The sequence below is a fragment of the Corynebacterium pelargi genome, assembly GCF_014635485.1.
GTDB lineage: Bacteria > Actinomycetota > Actinomycetes > Mycobacteriales > Mycobacteriaceae > Corynebacterium > Corynebacterium pelargi.
In genome coordinates, this window is record NZ_BMCX01000001.1 from 428,957 (window position 1) to 448,343 (window position 19,387).

Sequence of the window (19,387 nt, forward strand, 5' to 3'; positions counted from 1 at the left end):
GAACCGGTAGCATGAGGCGTGTTTTGCATTGTTGAAGATTCAAGGAGAAATATATGAGGGATTCCTCATCCGATCTGACGCAGCGCATCGCGGGCTTTGTTCGCAGCGCTTCGGGAACCGCGCCAGAAGAGGCCACAGATCGCAAATTCTGGTTCGGGCTCTCCGGGGCTGTGATGGATTCGCTCGCAGAAAACTGGGCAGCGACCACCAAGGCGTATAACGCGACCCGTCAGCAGCACTACCTTTCTGCAGAGTTCCTCATGGGTCGAGCGTTGCTCAATAACCTCACCAACCTCGAGCTTGAAGATGACGTCGCCGAAGCGGTTCGCGCTCAAGGCCATGAGCTTTCCGACGTCCTCGAGGCCGAAAATGACGCCGCCTTGGGCAATGGTGGCCTGGGACGTTTGGCTGCATGCTTCCTCGATTCCTGCGCCACCCAGAATTATCCCGTGACCGGCTATGGCCTGCTGTATCGCTATGGTTTGTTCAAGCAGACCTTCAACGAGGGCTTCCAGTCCGAAGAGCCAGACGCATGGCGTGAAGATGGCTACCCCTTCACCATCCGCAGGGACAATGAACAGCGCATCGTTCGCTTCGACGATATGACCGTGCGCGCCACCCCCTACGACATGCCAATCACCGGCTATGGCACCGACAATGTTGGCACGCTTCGCCTGTGGAAGGCAGAGCCAATGGCCGAGTTCGATTACGACGCCTTTAACTCTCAGCGCTTTACCGACGCCATCGTCGAGCGCGAAGCGGTGATGGATATCTGCCGTGTGCTCTATCCAAATGACACCACCTACGCCGGCAAGGTGCTGCGCGTGCGCCAGCAGTATTTCTTTGTGTCTGCTTCGCTCCAGCAGATGATCGATAACTTCCTTGCGCATCACGATGATCTTCGCGACTTTGCCAAGTACAACTGCATTCAGCTCAACGACACCCACCCGGTGCTCGCTATTCCCGAGCTCATGCGCCTGCTTCTCGACGATCACGGCATGAGCTGGGATGATGCGTGGAAGGTCACCTGCGAAACCTTCGCCTATACCAACCACACCGTGCTTGCCGAGGCTCTTGAGCAGTGGAACGTCACCATCTTCCAGCAGCTTTTCTACCGCGTTTGGGAAATCACGCAAGAAATTGATCGCCGTTTCCGCGAGCAGATGGCGCAGCTTGGTCTTGACCACGATCGCATCGAGTACATGGCTCCCGTATCCGGCGGCAATGTGCACATGGCGTGGATTGCCTGCTACGCCGCCTACTCCATCAATGGTGTGGCTGCGTTGCACACGGAGATTATCAAGGCGGACACGCTCAAGGAATGGCACGAATTGTGGCCAGAGAAGTTCAATAACAAGACCAATGGTGTGACTCCTCGTCGCTGGCTGAAGATGTGCAATCCTCGCCTGGCTGCACTACTGACCCGCCTTGCAGGATCAGATGCGTGGGTCACCGAGCTTGACGAGCTGAAAAAGCTGCGCCACTTCGCCGAAGACGACGCAGTGATGCAAGAGCTCATGGAGATCAAGGCCGCGAATAAGCGCGACTTCGCTCAATGGATTCAAGAGCGCGACGGCATCGAGGTTGATCCTGCATCCATCTTCGATACCCAGATCAAGCGTCTGCACGAATACAAGCGCCAGTTGCTCAACGCCTTGTACATTCTGGATCTGTACTACCGCATCAAAGATGGCGAAACGGTTCCTGCTCGCACCTTCATCTTCGGCGCCAAGGCTGCTCCCGGCTATATTCGCGCCAAGGCAGTCATCAAGTTCATCAACGAGATTGCCAATTTGGTCAACAATGACCCAGAGGTCTCGGATGTTATTCGCGTGGTGTTTGTAGAAAACTACAACGTCTCCCCCGCCGAGCACATCATCCCCGCCAGCGATATTTCCGAGCAGATCTCCACTGCTGGTAAGGAAGCCTCCGGCACCTCAAACATGAAGTTCATGATGAACGGCGCGCTGACCCTCGGCACCCTCGACGGTGCCAACGTGGAAATCGTCGAGTCTGTTGGCGATGAGAACGCGTATATCTTCGGCGCCAAGGTTGAGGAGCTGCCCGAGCTGAAGGCTCATTACAACCCGCAGGCTTTGTATGAGACGGTTCCCGGACTCAAGCGCGCTATTGATGCGCTTGTCGACGGCACCCTCAACGACAATGGCTCCGGTTGGTTCCATGATCTGCGTGGCTCATTGCTTGATGGCAATGGTTGGGAAACCCCGGACGTGTACTACGTGCTGGGTGATTTCGAGTCTTATCGCGAAACTCGTGATCGCATGGCCGAAGACTACGCAGACACCATTGCGTGGGCCAGGAAGTGCTGGATCAATATTTGCGAATCTGGTCGCTTCTCTTCTGACCGCACCATCAACGATTACGCCCGCGAGGTGTGGAAGCTTCAGGCAACCCCAATTCACCCATAATTGGCAACGCTAAAGGGGGCGGTGTGTTTCACACCGCCCCCTTTTCCTATGCACTAGATGTGCAGATCTTCGCCCAACAGGTGGACGTGGATCATGTTGGTGTTACCGGACACTCCGGGAGGAGTACCTGCGACCAGCACGATCATGTCATCGCGGTGGTAGCGATCCATGGCAAGGAGCTGCTCGTCGATCTGGGCGAGCATCTCGTCGGTGTCTTTGACCTCCGGGGTGAGGAAGGTTTCAGCACCCCAGGTCAGCGCGAGCTGGGAGCGCACAGCCTGGTTGGGGGTGAATACCAACAGCGGGAGATGCGAGTGCAGTCGAGCAATACGCTTGGCGGTGTCGCCAGAGGTGGTAAATGCCACGATTGCTTTGGCGTTGAGGCGCTCGGCAATGTCGCGGGCCGAGTAGGAAATAACGCCACGCTTGGTGCGAGGAATGTGCGCGAGGTTCGGCACGCGACCGTCGATTTCTGCGTAGGAGACGATGCGCGACATGGTGCGCACGGTGTTTTGGGGATCAACGCCCACTGAGGTCTCACCGGAGAGCATGACGGCGTCGGCACCGTCGAGCACAGCGTTGGCTACGTCGGAGGCTTCTGCGCGGGTGGGGCGCAGGTTCTCGATCATGGAGTCGAGCATCTGGGTTGCCACGATCACCGGCTTGGCGTTTTCGCGAGCGATCTGGATGGCGCGCTTCTGGAACAGCGGCACCTGCTCGAGCGGGCATTCGACGCCGAGGTCGCCGCGGGCGATCATGATGCCGTCGAAGGCCAAGACGATGGATTCCAATCCGTCGACCGCTTCGGGCTTTTCAAGCTTGGCAATGACAGGAAGGCGTCGGCCTTCTTCGTCCATGATCTTGTGCACGAGTTCAACGTCGGCGGCGGAGCGGACGAAGGACAGCGCGATGATGTCGACGCCCAGGTTGATGGCGAAGCGAAGGTCGCGGATGTCTTTTTCGGAAAGCGCGGGCACGGAGATGTCCATACCTGGCAGCGAGACGCCCTTGTTATTCGACACGGGACCGCCTTCAACCACACGGCAAACAACATCGTTGCCATCGACCTCAATGCATTCGAGGGCGACCTTGCCGTCGTCGACAAGCAAGCGATCGCCGGCCTTGGCGTCCTTGGCGAGGTTCTTGTAGGTGGTGGAAACTCGGTCGTGCGTTCCTTCGATGTCGTCGACGGTGATGCGAACGACTTCGCCGTCTTCCCATACGGTGGCGCCGTCGGTGAAGCGTCCAAGGCGGATCTTGGGGCCTTGGAGGTCGGCGAGGATACCAACTGCCTTGCCGGTCTTATCGGTGGCCTGGCGAACCCACTTGTAGTTCTGCTCGTGATCAGCGTGCTCGCCGTGCGACATATTCATGCGGGCGACATTCATGCCTGCCTCTACAAGTCCCTGAATTCCTTCAGCGCTTGCGACGGCAGGCCCTAGCGTACAAACAATTTTGGTGCGACGTTCCATGGTTCAAACGATAACCGCGCCCGCCAGCCTGCGCACTTTCGCTTGTCGACGATCCATGCCAATCAATTCATCCGCACTCGTGGAAAATACCGATAAACCGGACATGAGCGGGCATAGTCGGAAAAACTCCCACGGAATTAATACGGACGTGTTCTTTATCACACCTGCTGTTTTTCGCCCCGGACTTCCGCTTCAGACTCTCTCCCCTTGGGCAAGAATACGAAGCTGACCACCGCAACAATGAAGACCACGGCACTGACAATGATGTTGACGCGGAGGCCAAAAATCATCGTCGCTTCATCGACGCGGACGTGCTCGATAAAGAAACGCCCCAAACAATAGCCGGCCACATACAACGCAAATACCCGGCCATGCCCCAAGCGGAATCGGCGATCTGCCCACAGCAACACAGCGAACACGAGCAGATTCCACACGATCTCATATAAGAAGGTGGGGTGCACTACGGCAATGATCTCCCCGGTGGAGCGGCCCGTCAACGGCGCATACTTTCCGGCCTCATTGACTCGCTGATACAGCTCAAGCCCCCACGGCAGATCGGTGGGCCCGCCGTAGAGCTCCTGATTAAACCAGTTGCCTAGACGCCCAATCGCCTGGGCCAAAATCACCGCCGGTGCCACTGCATCTGCAAACGGCGCAAAGGGCACGCCCTTGATGCGCAAAAACACGTACACAGCCACCGCGCCGAGGGCCACTGCACCCCAAATACCAAGGCCACCATTGGTGATCTTGAGCGCGTCCACCGGATTACAGGTATCGCAAAAGTACTTTTGGTGATCCGTAATCACGTGATACAAACGTCCACCGATGATGCCGGCAATCACCACCACGATGGCAGTATCGCCAACCACTTGCGGATCGCCGCCACGGGCCGCGTAGCGCTTTTGGGATACCCAAATGGCCACCAGGATGCCGAGGATAATGCACAGGGCATAGGCTCGAATTGGCAAAGGCCCTAACATCCATACGCCTTGGGGTGGCGAAGGAATCGAAGCTAATACATCGGTGCTCACAAATGTTCTCCAGGCAAGTGTTGAAATTTAACGCGAGGGGCACGCCGGGTGACGCCCGGCGGCAACCAACACCCTGCATGCTTCACGAGGGTGTTCGGCGGTGACGATACTTTCACCAATCACCACCGCATCTGCTCCACTAGCAGCGTAGCTGAGTAGCTCTTTAGCGCTTCGCACACCCGATAAAGCAATGCGGAACATATGCTTGGGCAGCCCCGGCGCGATGGTGGCAAACGCCTCCATATTCAACTCCATGGTGGCGAAATCGCGGGCGTTTACCCCGATCACTGAAGCCCCGGCGGCAATGGCTCTATCGGCTTCCTGGGTGTTTCTTACCTCTACCAAGGCGGTCATGCCTAAAGATTCGGTGCGGTCAATCAGCGCACTTAAACGCGCCTGATCCAGCATCGCTGGGCGCAAGGTGAGCATATCGGCGCCATAACAACGCGCCTCGTGGATTTGGTAGGGATCGACAATGAAGTCGCGGCACAACACGGGCGCGTCAATGGCAGCGCTAATCGCAGCCATTTCTTCCAATGAGCCCTTAAAACGCTTTGGGTCGGTGTGGCAGGCGATCAGGGCTGCTCCCCCGTCGACAAGCGCCTGGGCAAGCTTCACAGGATCTTCGATTCTTGCCAGCAACCCCTGGGCGGGAGTTGCGCGCTTTATTTCTGCAATGACCTCGCACCCTGGCTGCTCCAGGGTGGCCTTTACATCTCGCGGGGCGGGACAAGCGCGCGAACGGGCTTTAATCTCAACAAAAGATACGCGAGCCTCCCGAGCGGCGACGTCACCTTTGACGTCGCTGATGATCTCGTGAAACACCGAAGCCATGATCGATCCCCGTCTGTGATGTAGGCGATTGCTACTGAGGGTACTTGGCTACGGTGCTTGCAAAGAAATCGAAGGCCAAAGACCTGGTTATTTCGACTTCGGCTCACGATCCGTCGGATCGATATCAGCATCGATGGCGTCCCAGAGGGCGCGCTCAGAATCAGGGTCTTGTTCCAATTCTTCTTCGCGGATCTGGCTGCGTTGATATTTATCGCGTTGCTCTTGGCCTGGGCGCATGGCCAATAAGACACCTGCCACCAGACCAAGTGCGCAGCCAATAAGCCCAAGAATTGGGCCGAAGGGATGTAGGTCGATCTGGTTGATTTGCGCCCAGTTGGTCAGCACTGCAACGCCTTGATCATCACGCTCGCTCAACAGTTTGTGCATGCGTTCTGGATCTGCCTCGCTGCTTAAAACGGCAACAAAGGGCAATGCACCCAAGGCGCTCAGGATCGCAGCAGCAATGCCGATGATGCGACGTCCGGTGCGGCGAAGCGCGAGCCCCGCAATGCAGGCGGCAGCCAGGGCTAAGGCGATTGCCGTGACTTCTTTTGACCAAGTTGCTCCGCTTACGCTCGTTTCAATGGCCCCTGATTTATCGTCATGGGCACTGACATCGAACCACGTCATGGACGCAGCTCCAGCGAGCATGCCAGCGGCGAGAGCGAGCAATAAGGCTGCGGTCTTTTTCATTCGCTTCCTAACACCAGATCAGCATCAAAACAGGTGCGGCTGCCGGTGTGGCAGGCAGCGCCTTCCTGGGTGATGGTCAACAGCACTGTATCGCCATCACAATCGAGGCGAACCTCATGCACGTATTGGGTATGCCCTGAGGTTAAGCCCTTGATCCAATATTCTTTGCGCGATCGCGAATAGTAGGTGCCTTTTCGCGTCGCGATGGTATAAGCCAGGGCATGTTCATCCATCCAGGCAAGCATAAGCACTTCACCTTGCGTTGATTGCACGATGGCTGGCACAAGCCCTTGAGCATTAAAGCGCACCCTTTGGGCGATGGCGGGATCCAGCGCCGCATCGGCTGGTTGCAGTTCGCTCACTGGCGCACCTCATATTCGGCATCGATGAGCGCCTCTTTGACCTTGCCAATCGTGACTTCCCCGAAGTGGAAAATCGACGCCGCGAGCACTGCATTGGCACCGGCTTCAACTGCAGGTGGGAAATCCTCTGCCTTGCCGGCTCCGCCTGAGGCGATGACTGGAATATTGACCGCTTCACGCACGGCAGCCAGAAGGTCGAGATCGAAGCCTTCCTTGGTGCCGTCGCCGTCCATGGAGTTGAGCAAAATTTCGCCCACACCAAGCGCTTCGCCTTGCCGGGCCCACTCGATGGCATCAATGCCTGCAGAACGGGAGCCGCCGTGGGTAGTGACCTCGAATCCAGAGGGCTGCGGCGTTCCGCCTTCGGGTACGCGCCTGGCGTCCACGCTTAAGACGATGCACTGGGCACCGAAGCGCTGTGAAAGTTCACGAAGCAACTCAGGGCGTGCGATCGCTGAGGTATTCACGCTGACTTTGTCGGCACCGGCGCGCAGAAGCTGATCCACGTCTTCGGCACTTCTGACACCCCCTCCCACCGTCAGTGGGATAAAGACCTGGTCGGCAGTTCTTCGAACCACATCAAGCATGGTGCCGCGACCATCTTTGGAGGCAGAGACATCCAGGAATGTCAGTTCATCTGCGCCCTCGGCGTCGTAGCGGGCAGCAAGTTCCACGGGGTCGCCGGCGTCGACAAGCCCTTGAAAGTTCACGCCTTTGACCACGCGGCCTTGGTCGACGTCCAAACAAGGGATTACTCGGATTGCGACAGCCATTCCGCCTCCTTATCCATGCGCGCACGCATGATCTTCATGATGGTGCGATGAGCTTCCGGTTCACCGATCACGGCACCGACAGCCCCTAATTCCCAGGGATTGCCCCAGATGTCAGTCACAGTACAGCGCGCGGATCTGCCCAAGAGCACTCCTGCGGCGTTGTCCCAAATATTAGGGCTTAAAGAAACTCCCGCTGCAAACACCCCCGCCGCCGCGTAGGCCAAATCAACGCCCACGGAGCCGGTGATTCTGGGGCGATAGCGAGTACACGCCAGATCGCCGAGCATATCTAAGCGCATGGCCTGCGGCACCGGCGAGCTCGTCTTACTGGTGATGGTGGAAAACCCAACATGGCCCTGCCCTTGGGCATGAGCGCTGTGTTCTAAGGGCATGCCTTCGCAGGAGGCAAAGTACTGGCCCGTTAATGGCATCGCTGTAATAGCCACCTTGGGCTGCCCATCGGCAACTAGGGCAAGCAAGATAGCCGACATGGGATTGCCGGCAGAATAATTCGATGTGCCATCGATGGGGTCAACAACCCACATGGTGTTGGAGGTATCTCCGCCAAGCTCCTCGCCTACAACAGGAATGCCCGTGCGCTGGCTGAGCGTCTTGCTCAGCAGTGTTTCGATGGCGAGGTCTACTTCTGTTGCGAAATCGCCGCGGCCTTTATCAAGTGCAGGCCCTGCGCCTACCCCTGCGCGAAAGAGTTCCGCGGCTTCTTCTACACACTCCCGGGCAATCTGGAGCAGCGCAGCATAATCACTCATAGGGCTTGAAGTGCCTCACGCAGGTCGATGGTGCCTTCGTAGAGCGCTTTACCAATGATGGCCGAATCGATGCCTTCTTCTTCGTACTTGGCAAGTTCGAGCACGTCATCAAGGGTGCTAATACCACCGGATGCCACGATTTTGGCGTCCGTGGCGGCGGCGACATCGCGAAGCAGATCAACATTCGGTCCGCTCATCATGCCGTCTTTGGACACATCGGTGACGACAAATCGTTGGCAGCCTGCTGCATCGAGCCTTTCGAGGACTTCCCAAAGATCGCCGCCATCACTGACCCATCCTTTGCCACGGGTGCGCCATTGGCCGTCGATAAGCTTCACAGCCAGATCCACCGCAACTTTGTCGCCGTATCGGGCCAACACATCGGCGATCCACTCAGGCTTTTCCAGCGCCGCGGTGCCAATATTGACCCGCTGCGCGCCGGTGCCGAGTGCTCGCTCCAAACTTTCGTCGTCGCGAATACCGCCGGTTAATTCCACCTGCAAATCCAGCTTTTCGACGACCTGCGCCATCATTTCGTGATTGGATCCACGGCCAAAAGCGGCATCCAAATCGACAAAGTGAAGCCAGCTTGCCCCTGCCTCTTGCCAGCGAAGCGCTGACTCGAGGGGGCTGCCATAAGATTGCTCGGTGCCGGCCTCACCTTGATTGAGGCGCACGGCCTGGCCATTAACCACATCGACGGCGGGAAGAAGCGTAAAGGTCATAGCCAATTAGTGTAGCGGGCACATCCGCCGAGCTACAGGAAGGTGCACTTAGAGGGTACTTAGAGGGTACGAACCCAGTTCTTCAACAACTCCGCACCTGCATCACCGGATTTTTCCGGGTGGAACTGCGTGGCCCACAGCGGACCATTTTCCACCGCAGCTACAAAGCGATCCTGTTCGTGGCAGGCCCAACTAACCAACGGCGGGGTGGTGAGATCATCACCTTCAAACACCCAATCCCGAACACCATACGAGTGAACGAAATACATCCGCTCGTTTTCAATGCCACGGAACATCTCACTGCCCTGGGCAACATCTACGGTGTTCCAACCCATATGCGGCAGCACCGAAGCATCAAGGCGTTCGACCACACCGGGCCATTCCCCAGTACCTTTGGCCTGCACCCCGTGCTCTACGCCTTGATCGAAAAGGATCTGCATTCCAACGCAAATCCCCATCACGGGGCGGCCTCCTGCCAGGCGCTGGCCGATCATGCGGTCACCGTAGACTTCTCGAAGCCCCTGCATGCACGCCGCATATGCGCCCACACCGGGCACGAGCAATCCATCGGCCGAGAGCACCACGTCGGGATCCCTCGTTACTTCTACCTCTGCGCCTACTCGCTCAAGTGCTCGTTGAGCAGAACGCAGATTGCCGGAGCCATAATCAAGCAGCGCCACAGTTTTCATAAGCGCTGATCCTACCGGAGAGCTTCGCTGGCGCTGAGCTTGGCAAGTGCCCTGCTTCTGCGCACCCGATCAATCACTTCTGCCGTAATGCCCAGCATGACCAAGATCGCACCGCACAGGAATGCACCCGTATAACCATGCGATGCAGCCACCATGCCCAAGGTGATCGCACCGATACCTGTTCCGGTATCAAAGGACGCATTCCACACCGTGGAGGCAGAACCTAGACGCTCGCGGGGCACACGCAGGAACATCTCCAGCAGCGCATCGTTTTGCACCAGCCCGAAACCAGCACCAAAGCACACAGCCGCCATGATCAGCAGCCACAGCGGTAGACCCCAGGCAATCACCGCACACATTCCAGCCATGCCCACAGAAGACAGCGCTAGGCCGGGCAGCATTCCAAGGCCTGCTTTGTTCTGGCGATCAGCAATGGATCCGGAGATATAGCGCGAGACAAGTTGAGCCAAACCGACGATCGAGAGCATCATGCCTGCGATTGAGGCACCGCTGATGGGGTCGGCTTCGCGCACAGAGGCCGGCAGGAAACTGGAAACGGCACCGTAGCCCATAGAAACGCTGGCCAGTGCGATTGCAGGAGCGATGGTGACTTTCATGCCTTTGCGCCTTGGCCTACGCACCACGCGCATGGTGACCCGGCGCCGCAAGGAGACTTTCTTTACGGCCGGATCGTGCTCAGGCGACCACGGTTCCGGGCGCTCCGGCTCAATTGATGGAATCCAGATGCACATGACTGCTGCCAATAATGCGACGGCCGCCGCGAGCAACAAGACGATGTTCATGGATACGCCGGCGTCGAGAAGCCAAAGCCCCACCGGCAAAAACACCATCTGCGAGGCACCAACGAACACACCGATTAACCCCGAGGCTTTGCCCAGCATGCCGGCTGGAACAAGTTGGCCAACGAGGGCGTACTGCGCCACGCACAGTGCACCAAAGCCGATGCCGCGAAGCCCTGCCACGACGAGCACCGAGGGCGCAGCGAAGCTGAACATATGCCACAAAGCCGGCAACCCCAGCAACAACGCGGCAACCAACATCACCGGGCGGAAACCAAAACGCTGCACCAAACGATTCGTGATCAACTGGGTTGCCACCGTGACAGCCATGAACACGCCGGTGGCCATACCGGCGAGCGTATCGGTGCCGCCATGGGAAATAACCGCCAGAGGAATGACCGGAAGCAGAATGGAAAAGGCCGCAAACGCCGCCGCCACCGCAATAATCGTGGGCATTAGCCCTGGTAATCGAAGCACCGACGAAACTGTGGAGCGCTGAGCTTCATTGACACGATCTTGTACAGCGGTAGCAGTGATGGTTCACCTCCGAGGTGGCGATGGGATGGAACAGGGCAAAATGAATGACCCCGAAGAAAGCTTCGGAGCCTTATGCGTTTGAATCTGCCATCGACACTATCCCCTGCGGCAAAGAAGTCAATTCAAGCTGCAACAATGCCCCCGGATGCGTCACGCACAGGGCACATCCCGGGGGCACGTTTGCAAGCCGGGTTCGTCGAAGCCAGATAGCTCAGCAGCGCCGGCAGGAAATTTCAGGCAGCGTGACGCGGCCGCGCATGTGCCACAGCCGGGCGTTCGCTTGGGTTAAGAGGTATAGAAGCCAATCGCCCACACGATGCCTGCTGCTGCAGCCATGACAGCACAGCCGCCAAGGGCGACACCGAGGAATTTCGAGTGATTGCGGTACACCGTCCATGCACCACCTGCGAGCAAACCCGCAAGCAGGAATAACACATAGATGAGCACCACGCTGCCTGTGTTTGGGGTTTCTTGCGCAAAGATCATGCTTAGAGCGCTCCCTTCGTTGAGGGGATGCCTGCAAGGCGCCCATCAGGTTCTACTGCCTGGCGAATTGCTCGAGCCACCGCCTTAAATTCCGCCTCGGTGATGTGGTGCGGATCACGCCCGTAGTGGCACAGCACGTGCAGGGTGATTTTGGCGTTGAGTGCCAAAGACTCAAAGAAGTGCTCATTGATCACCGTGGCGTAGTGCCCACCAATGACGGTGTGCACCATTGCTTCTGGTTCACCGCGCATCACAAAATAGGGGCGTCCGGAGAAATCCACCACTGCTTGGCACAGGGTTTCATCCATGGGCAGATCGAATGAGCCGAAGCGACGAATGCCCTTCTTATCCCCCACGGCCTGCGCGATGGCTTGACCGAGCACAATGGCGGTGTCTTCGACGGTGTGGTGGGCATCGATATGCGTATCACCTTTGGCTTGCACCTGAAGATCGAAGGCGCCGTGCACACCGAATGCGGTGAGCATGTGGTCGAAAAAGGGCACCCCAGTATCTACTGACACCTTGCCGCTGCCGTCGAGATCGATGCTGACGGTGATGTCGGATTCGCTGGTAGTGCGGGTGACGGTGGCGGTGCGCGTCATCGCTTACTCCTTGGGAAATTGTTGTTGGCTGGGTGTGAGTCGGTGTTAGTGCTGCGTTGATTCCATGATCGCACGTGCAGCGTTGATAAACGCATCGTTTTCTTCTACCAGCCCGATGGTCACTCGCAGATAGCCTGTAACGCCTACGTCGCGGATCAGCACACCTTGATCAAGGAAGGCCTGCCACGCCTCGTGCTGGTCTTCGAAGGATCCGAAGAGGATGAAGTTGGATTCACTCGGCACCACTTGGTAGCCCATATCGTTCAATGCCGCTGCGACGCGTTCGCGTTCCTTTGCCAGCAGCGCCACCGTACCGAGCGTCTCTTCACTGTGGCGAAGCGCCACAGTTGCCGTGATCTGCGATAGCGAGGAAAGGTGGTAAGGCAGGCGCACCAGCATCACTGCCTGCACAAAGGCCGGATCGGCTACGAAATAACCAAGTCTGCCGCCTGCGAAGTCGAAGGCTTTGCTCATTGTTCTCGACACCACGAGCTTTGCGGGGAAACGCTCCAGGAGTGTCAGTGCTGAAGGCGAATCGGAGAACTCTGCATAGGCTTCATCAACAATGACAATGCCCGGCGCGGCCTCAACAATGGTGGCGATGTCTTCGAGGCTGGTGACGTCACCGGTCGGGTTATTCGGAGTGGTGATGAAAATGATGCTGGGGCGATGCTGCTTAATTGCCTCAAGGGCTGCATCGACGTCGATGCGGAAGTTTTCATCGCGCGGGCAGGCAATAAATTCGGTTTGCGTGCCCTTGCCCAAAATTGGGTGCATGGAGTAGCTCGGGGTAAATCCGAGGGCACATCGACCGGGGCCGCCGAAGGCCTGGAGTAGTTGCTGCAGCACCTCATTGGAACCGTTGGCGGCCCACACCTGCTCGAAACCGACCTGCACACCGGTTTGTTCCGAGATATAGCGGGCAAGAGCGGTGCGTAACTCCACTGCGTCGCGTTCCGGGTAGCGGTTGAGCTCTTTGGATGCCAACGCCACCTCGTGGGCAACTTCTTCTACCAGTGCATCCGATGGTGGGTAGGGATTTTCGTTGGTGTTCAGGCGTACCTTCACCTGCAATTGGGGTGCGCCATAAGCTTTCTCGCCGCGTAGTTCTTCACGTAACGGCAGGTCATTGACATCAATGTTGGACACGCGTGTGCTTTCTGTATTGAGAACCCCGTAGGGAAACGTCGTTTAAGTCGTTGAATCAGTATGAAGTAATCAGTATCAAGAGCTTGATTGCTCAGCCAGGCTCGGGCGGTGCCATATCAAATGCCGCCGGCCTGGCCTTCAAGCAGTTGTTGAGTGGTGCAGCTAGGAGGTGCCGAGTTGCTCAAAGCGGCAACGGATTGCTTCTCCGTGGGCGGGAAGATCCTCGGCATCCGCGAAGTTGACTACATGCTCTGCAATTTCTTTGAGTGCTGCTTCGTCGTAGTGGATCTCGTTGACTGCCCGAAGGAAGGTGTGGGTGGAAAGCCCCGAGCTAAAGCGAGCACTCCCGGAGGTCGGCAGTACGTGGTTTGAGCCTGCGGAATAATCTCCCAGCGGCACCGGGCTAAACCCACCGACGAAAATGGCGCCCGCATGGTGGATACGTCGAGCGACATCTGCGGCGTGCTCGGTGTGGATTTCCAGGTGCTCAGCGGCATAGGCATTGGCAACAGCAATGGCGGCTTCAAGGTCGCTCACCAACACGATGCCGGACTGCTCACCTTCGAGGGCTTGGGCTACGCGTTCAGCATTGCGGGTCACCTGATAGCGATCACTAATGGCTTGGTCTACAGCATCGGCGAGCTGTTCGGAATCCGTGATCAGCACCGATGCGGCCATCACATCGTGTTCTGCCTGGCTGATCATGTCGTAGGCTACCCAGACCGGGTCAGCAGAATCATCGGCAAGGATCGCAATTTCGGTAGGGCCAGCCTCCGAGTCGATGCCCACAACACCGCGAACCAGTCGCTTGGCGGCGGTAACGAAAATATTGCCGGGGCCGGTAATCATGTCCACCGGTTCGAGATCATCATCGCCATAGGCCATCAGTGCTACTGCTTGCGCACCGCCGGTGGCCCACACTTCTTCTACGCCCAAAAGGCCGCAGGCCGCCAAGATGGTGGGGTGCGGCAGGCCGTCGAATTGTGCTTGTGCCGGTGAGGCCACCACGAGCGAGCCCACGCCTGCTTCTTGGGCTGGCACCACGTTCATAATCACCGAGGATGGGTACACAGCGTTACCACCGGGAACGTAGAGGCCTACGCGTTCAACGGGGATGAAGCGTTCAGTTACTTCTGCACCATCGGCCAAGGTGGTGGTGTGCTCTGCTGGGCGTTGTGCGGCGTGAACGGCGCGCACGCGCTCGATTGATGCCTCTAATGCTGCGCGCACATGCGGCTCTAATGCCTCGACGGCGGCTTGGATTCGCTCTTGTGGCACCACAACCGATTCGGGGCGGCAGTGATCGAATTGCTCCCCATAATCCAATGCGACGGCCGCGCCACCTTCTCGCACGGCTTGCACGATGGGCTCTACCGTTGCCAGCACGGATTGCACATCGGTGCCTCCGCGCGGCAGTGCCTGTCGCAGGCTTCGTTTGTCAATGGATTTGCCCCGCAAGTCGATTCGATTGAGCATGCTGTGCGCGCGTTCCTTATATATCAGGTGTGTAAAAACTATTTGGCCTTCGTTGTCGTCTTCACCTCGGGCTGGCGAGGGTGAAGTCAACGCACGCAAATTATAGCGCCGATACGCTTTCTTTCGAATTTTTTCACCCTCGCGCAAATTTTGCGTGGGGCACAGTGTCAGACTCTTGCAGTGTTGATCCGGACCCGACGGACCAATCAGACCCGATGCAACAACAATCAGCAGCAAACACCTGCAACCGGCGCCGACGCTAGCCCTGCAATTCCTCCTGCGGGTCATCTTCGGCTCGCAGCAGCAAAGCAATAAACATCAATACCGAGCCAACCCAGGGCGCCACCAATACTCCTACCCCCAGGCGCAGGGGCGGAACGAAGCTCAGGCTGTCGCCTACTTGCGTTCCTCGAACCATAAAGTGCAAAAGGATATCGCTGCTCCAGGCAAAGCTCGCGGTGGCGACAAGCAAGGTGGGCACGAGCCAGCACATCACACCGAGCCGCGGTGGAAATTTTCGTAAGACCAAGACCGTGACAATGCCAGCGAGCAGCGCGGTGATAGCGATGAAGCTGATCCAGGAACCAAATTGCACGTTTTGTTCCGGGCTGGCTAATTCAATGGCCCCGTCGCTTTGCAGCGTGCCTTCATAGGCTGGTCGCAGCGGCGTCCATGCAAGCCCGGCGAGCACAAATCCCAGCACAATCAGGGCAAAGGCACCCGCGTAGGCGCCAAACGTCGGAGAAATCAACCTTCGCTTCGCCATGACGGGTTCCTTTCGTTGTTCCAAGAGCTTTTCGACGCCCAAACGTACCCCACCGATAAACGTTCCCCATAAACGAAACCCCCGCAAACACCAACGGTGTTCACAGGGGCATGCAACCACACCTACACAAGGCTTAGTTACAGAAGGTCCATTCGCCGCCCTCGCGGTGGAAACGCATGGTGCGTTTCGACTGCTCGCCCTTCGATACGGCAACCACCGTGGCGGATGCCTCGTCACCATTGACCATCACGTCAGAGACGGATTCGGTGTGAGGATTACCGGCGGCGAATTGCGGATCGTCCTTGATGGGCGTGTTCGGCAATTGGGAAAGATCATAGGCTTCGGGATCGCTTTGATCCTTGACTCGGCTACAGGTGTGGTTCGGCACGTAGCTGAGGTAATCGCGGAAGCCCACCTGCTCGTCTTGGCCTCTCACGAGCGCTTCGATGGCAGCTCGGTCTTCTTCGCTTGCCGGTTGCCCGCCTTCTACGGGCTCGAATTGAGCAAACTCAGGCTCCGCCACAGATTCTGGGCGCTGCACGGTTGCTGGTGGTTGTTCAAGTGCCTCCACGCCCTCGGTTGGGCCTTCGGTGGGGCGCTGCTCATCTTCTGCTTCTTCGGTGCTCGGCTCCGAGGATTCTTCCGAAGGTGCTGCGGTGGATGTTGAAGTCTTGGTGGTGGTCACGCTCGAGGTGGCCTGCTCGGCTTCTTCTTCGGATCCACATGCAGCCAAGGCCAGTGCGGCGAGCACCGGCATAGCTACAAGGGTCCGGATATTTAACTGCTGAGTCATGCGCACGTTCTTCGATCTTCTTTCGTCGTGTTGTTTTCTGCCAATTGCCGCTGCGTTTTTTGGCCACCATTCACAAAAGTGTTGAAGGCGAGCACGTGTTCTTTTCACGCAACCAGCGCATCGGCATCCTGTGGCCTATATCGGCGCTGTGTCCGCAAAGATTACCACCGCTGCGTTCAAGCACAGCCTGCATCTGAGAAGCCCCGCGGGGTGTTTATGCTCTTGGCTAAGGTAGACGGTGTGCAATTAAGCAAGGCCTCCATCATTTCTATGAGCATCGAAATTCTCGATAGCTATGGGCTCGCCGATATGACGATGCGGCGAGTCTCCTCGCAATTGGGCGTGGCTCCTGGCGCCTTGTACTGGCATTTTAAAAACAAGCAAGCGCTTATCGACGCCACCGCCAGGCATCTCCTAGCACAGTGGAGCACCACGAGTTTTGATTCTCTCGAGACAGCCTGCGTGCAGCTTCGTCGCACCATGCTGGCACATCGCGATGGTGCCGAACTAATTAGCGCCGCAGTCAGCGATGCCGATTTACGCCATGACATTGAAGCAGTACTCGCTGCCGCTATTGATGGGCCTCAAGCACAGCTAGGGGCAAGCACTGCACTGCATTTTGTGCTCGGATCCACCGTGATTGCGCAGGCAGAACACCAGGCAGCCCAGGCGACGGCGGGTCACAGCGCCAGCACCACAATCGAGCAAGAGGCTGGGGATGGCTCACAGATGCCTGCTGAATGTGATGCTGATTCCCATCATTTCCTTCAAGGTGTGCGCTTGATTGATTCGGGACTCCGCGCGCTAGAGTCTGATGCATGACTGACTCAGCACCGGCACGCCAGATTTGGCCCGGCGACGCATACCCTTTGGGATCAACCTATGACGGCGCTGGCACGAACTTTGCAATCTTTTCCAATGTTGCAGACAAAGTGGAGCTGTGCCTGATCGACGAAAACGACCAGGAAGAGCGCATCGAATTGCGCGAGGTGGATGCGCATGTGTGGCACTGCTACCTTCCCGGCGTCACCCCGGGCCAGCGCTATGGCTACCGCGTGCACGGCCCTTATGATCCAGCCGCAGGCAAGCGCTGCGACGCCACCAAGCTGCTCGTCGACCCTTATGCCAGGGCCTTTGATGGCGAGTTTGATGGCCACCCTTCCCTGTTTAGCTACGACATCAATAACCCCGATGATCCCACTGGCAGGAATACCGAAGATAGCCTGCCGCACACCATGAAGTCTGTGGTGGTCAATCCCTTCTTCGATTGGGGTGCCGACCGCGCACCGAAGATCCCCTTTAATGAGACGGTCATTTACGAAACCCACGTCAAGGGCATGACCATGACTCACCCGGATGTGCCCGAGGAGCTTCGCGGCACATACGCGGGTTTGGCGCATCCTGCGATCATTGCGTACCTCAAAGATCTTGGCATTACCGCCGTGGAGCTGATGCCGGTGCACCAATTCCTCCAGGATGATCGCCTGCGCGACCTTGGCCTGCGCAATTATTGGGGATATAACACCTTCGGCTTTTTCGCCCCGCACCAGGATTATTCGGCCTCTCGCAATCCCGGCGGAGCCGTCAGCGAATTTAAAGGCATGGTCCGAAGCTTCCACGAGGCAGGCATCGAGGTCATTTTGGATGTGGTGTACAACCACACCGCTGAGGGCAATCACCTCGGGCCTACCATCGCGTTCCGCGGCATTGATAACGAGGCCTACTACCGGCTTGTCGACGGCGACCGCGCGCATTATATGGACTACACCGGCACGGGCAACTCCCTGAATGTTCGCGATCCTCACCCATTGCAGATGATCATGGATTCTCTGCGCTACTGGGTCACCGAGATGCATGTGGATGGATTCCGTTTCGATCTTGCATCCACATTGGCTCGTGAATTACATGACGTCGACAGGCTTGCAACGTTTTTTGATCTTGTACAGCAAGACCCAGTGGTCTCCCAGGTGAAGCTGATTGCCGAGCCCTGGGACGTGGGCGAAGGCGGCTACCAGGTAGGCAACTTCCCTCCCCTTTGGACGGAGTGGAACGGTAAGTACCGCGATACGGTTCGCGATTTCTGGCGCGGCGAGCCCGCCACCCTCGGCGAATTCGCCTCACGCATCACTGGCTCTTCTGATCTCTACGCCAATAATGGCCGCAGGCCTACGGCGAGCATCAACTTTGTCACTGCCCACGATGGTTTTACCCTCAACGACCTGGTCAGTTATAACGAAAAACACAATGCTGCCAATGGTGAGGGCAACCGTGACGGCGAGAGCCACAACCGCTCGTGGAACTGCGGTGTTGAAGGCCCAACGGATGATGAAACGGTGCTGAAGCTGCGAGAACGCCAGCACCGAAACTTCCTCACCACCTTGTTGCTGAGCCTGGGCACTCCCATGCTTGCCCACGGCGATGAGATGGGCAGGACGCAGCGCGGCAATAACAATGTGTACTGCCAGGACAATGAGCTCAGTTGGATCAATTGGGATCTGGCTAGCGAAAATGAAGAGCTTGTCGAATTCACCAAGCGACTAATCCGAATTCGCCAAAACCACCCGGTATTCCGTCGCCGTCGATTCCTAGCCGGCGGACCACTGGGCTCGGAGGTGCGCGACCGCGATATCGCATGGCTGACCCCCGCCGGACGCTTGATGACGCAAGACGACTGGGGCTTCGCCTTCGGCAAATCCCTCATGGTCTACCTCAACGGCCAAGGCATCACCGAAACGGATATGCGCGGCCAGAGGCTTGTCGACGACTCCTTCATCTTGATGTTCAACGCCTATCACGAGCCCATCGAGTTCACACTTCCCAGTGAGCAATACGGTGCCTCCTGGAAGATGATCGTTGATACCGACCAAGACACCGGGCACCCGGAAGAAGCGTTAATCATCCAATCGGGTGGCACGATCGAGCTGCCGGCTCGCACCTCCATGTTGTTGCGTATGGTCGAGCCAGAACAAAAGAAGCCCACCGACGAATACAGCCTGTAGC

Annotated in this window: 19 protein-coding genes; 3 read left to right on the plus strand and 16 right to left on the minus strand. The window is 57.6% G+C overall.

All coding sequences use genetic code 11. The features are described from left to right. Window positions 1-53 precede the first annotated feature (53 nt). Window positions 54-2,429, plus strand: a complete 2,376-nt coding sequence (locus IEU99_RS01935; RefSeq protein WP_128889577.1) for a glycogen/starch/alpha-glucan phosphorylase — start codon at window positions 54-56, stop codon at window positions 2,427-2,429. A 53-nt stretch (window positions 2,430-2,482) separates the two neighbouring features. Here IEU99_RS01935 and pyk read toward each other — a convergent pair whose 3' ends face one another. The 16 genes from pyk to IEU99_RS02015 all read right to left on the minus strand — a co-directional run bounded on the left by pyk (window position 2,483) and on the right by IEU99_RS02015 (window position 16,387). Continuing rightward, entirely contained in the window at window positions 2,483-3,901 is a 1,419-nt protein-coding gene (gene pyk / locus IEU99_RS01940; RefSeq protein WP_128889576.1) for a pyruvate kinase, read from the minus strand. Between the two features lie 158 nt (window positions 3,902-4,059). Then, window positions 4,060-4,881 (minus strand): prolipoprotein diacylglyceryl transferase, encoded by an 822-nt coding sequence (gene lgt, locus IEU99_RS01945; protein WP_229718371.1) that lies wholly within the window; start codon window positions 4,879-4,881, stop codon window positions 4,060-4,062. A 78-nt stretch (window positions 4,882-4,959) separates the two neighbouring features. Beyond that, entirely contained in the window at window positions 4,960-5,766 is an 807-nt protein-coding gene (trpC, locus tag IEU99_RS01950; RefSeq protein ID WP_128889574.1) for an indole-3-glycerol phosphate synthase TrpC, read from the minus strand. Window positions 5,767-5,853: 87 nt separating this feature from the next. Continuing rightward, window positions 5,854-6,459 (minus strand): TIGR02234 family membrane protein, encoded by a 606-nt coding sequence (locus IEU99_RS01955; RefSeq protein WP_128889573.1) that lies wholly within the window; start codon window positions 6,457-6,459, stop codon window positions 5,854-5,856. Further along, window positions 6,456-6,812: a phosphoribosyl-AMP cyclohydrolase gene (gene hisI / locus IEU99_RS01960; protein WP_229718372.1), complete on the minus strand. Its 357-nt coding sequence runs from the start codon at window positions 6,810-6,812 to the stop codon at window positions 6,456-6,458. The genes IEU99_RS01955 and hisI overlap by 4 nt, the downstream gene beginning before the upstream one ends. Before the next feature lie 5 nt (window positions 6,813-6,817). Then, window positions 6,818-7,594, minus strand: coding sequence for an imidazole glycerol phosphate synthase subunit HisF (gene hisF / locus IEU99_RS01965; protein ID WP_128889571.1), 777 nt, complete (start codon window positions 7,592-7,594; stop codon window positions 6,818-6,820). Continuing rightward, complete coding sequence (locus IEU99_RS01970) at window positions 7,573-8,364, minus strand: inositol monophosphatase family protein (protein ID WP_128889570.1); 792 nt, start codon at window positions 8,362-8,364, stop codon at window positions 7,573-7,575. The genes hisF and IEU99_RS01970 overlap by 22 nt, the downstream gene beginning before the upstream one ends. Next, window positions 8,361-9,089, minus strand: coding sequence for a bifunctional 1-(5-phosphoribosyl)-5-((5-phosphoribosylamino)methylideneamino)imidazole-4-carboxamide isomerase/phosphoribosylanthranilate isomerase PriA (priA, locus tag IEU99_RS01975; protein WP_128889569.1), 729 nt, complete (start codon window positions 9,087-9,089; stop codon window positions 8,361-8,363). The genes IEU99_RS01970 and priA overlap by 4 nt, the downstream gene beginning before the upstream one ends. 59 nt (window positions 9,090-9,148) lie before the next feature. After that, window positions 9,149-9,778, minus strand: a complete 630-nt coding sequence (gene hisH / locus IEU99_RS01980; RefSeq protein ID WP_128889568.1) for an imidazole glycerol phosphate synthase subunit HisH — start codon at window positions 9,776-9,778, stop codon at window positions 9,149-9,151. An 11-nt stretch (window positions 9,779-9,789) separates the two neighbouring features. After that, window positions 9,790-11,034 carry an MFS transporter gene (locus tag IEU99_RS01985; protein ID WP_128889567.1) on the minus strand — a complete coding sequence of 415 codons (1,245 nt, stop codon included), beginning with the start codon at window positions 11,032-11,034 and terminating at the stop codon, window positions 9,790-9,792. 366 nt (window positions 11,035-11,400) lie between these two features. Beyond that, window positions 11,401-11,601, minus strand: a complete 201-nt coding sequence (locus tag IEU99_RS01990) for a CG2302 family histidine operon protein (protein ID WP_128889566.1) — start codon at window positions 11,599-11,601, stop codon at window positions 11,401-11,403. 2 nt (window positions 11,602-11,603) lie between these two features. Continuing rightward, window positions 11,604-12,203 (minus strand): imidazoleglycerol-phosphate dehydratase HisB, encoded by a 600-nt coding sequence (gene hisB, locus IEU99_RS01995; protein ID WP_128889565.1) that lies wholly within the window; start codon window positions 12,201-12,203, stop codon window positions 11,604-11,606. Between the two features lie 45 nt (window positions 12,204-12,248). Continuing rightward, on the minus strand, window positions 12,249-13,352 hold the full coding sequence (locus tag IEU99_RS02000) for a histidinol-phosphate transaminase (protein WP_128889564.1): 1,104 nt from the start codon (window positions 13,350-13,352) through the stop codon (window positions 12,249-12,251). A 162-nt stretch (window positions 13,353-13,514) separates the two neighbouring features. Continuing rightward, window positions 13,515-14,828 (minus strand): histidinol dehydrogenase, encoded by a 1,314-nt coding sequence (hisD, locus tag IEU99_RS02005; RefSeq protein ID WP_128889563.1) that lies wholly within the window; start codon window positions 14,826-14,828, stop codon window positions 13,515-13,517. 259 nt (window positions 14,829-15,087) lie between these two features. Beyond that, a complete protein-coding gene (locus IEU99_RS02010) occupies window positions 15,088-15,594 on the minus strand; it encodes a hypothetical protein (RefSeq protein WP_128889562.1) in 507 nt (168 codons plus the stop codon). A 133-nt stretch (window positions 15,595-15,727) separates the two neighbouring features. Further along, complete coding sequence (locus IEU99_RS02015) at window positions 15,728-16,387, minus strand: Rv0361 family membrane protein (RefSeq protein ID WP_128889561.1); 660 nt, start codon at window positions 16,385-16,387, stop codon at window positions 15,728-15,730. Window positions 16,388-16,609: 222 nt separating this feature from the next. Here IEU99_RS02015 and IEU99_RS02020 point away from each other — a divergent pair, with 222 nt between their 5' ends. Both IEU99_RS02020 and glgX read left to right on the plus strand, forming a co-directional pair. After that, the gene (locus IEU99_RS02020; RefSeq protein ID WP_229718336.1) at window positions 16,610-17,209 is read left to right on the plus strand and encodes a TetR family transcriptional regulator; all 600 of its coding nucleotides are present in this window, start codon (window positions 16,610-16,612) and stop codon (window positions 17,207-17,209) included. After that, window positions 17,206-19,386 (plus strand): glycogen debranching protein GlgX, encoded by a 2,181-nt coding sequence (gene glgX, locus IEU99_RS02025; RefSeq protein ID WP_128889560.1) that lies wholly within the window; start codon window positions 17,206-17,208, stop codon window positions 19,384-19,386. Before IEU99_RS02020 ends, glgX begins: the two co-directional genes overlap by 4 nt. The last annotated feature ends 1 nt before the right edge of the window (window position 19,387 follow it).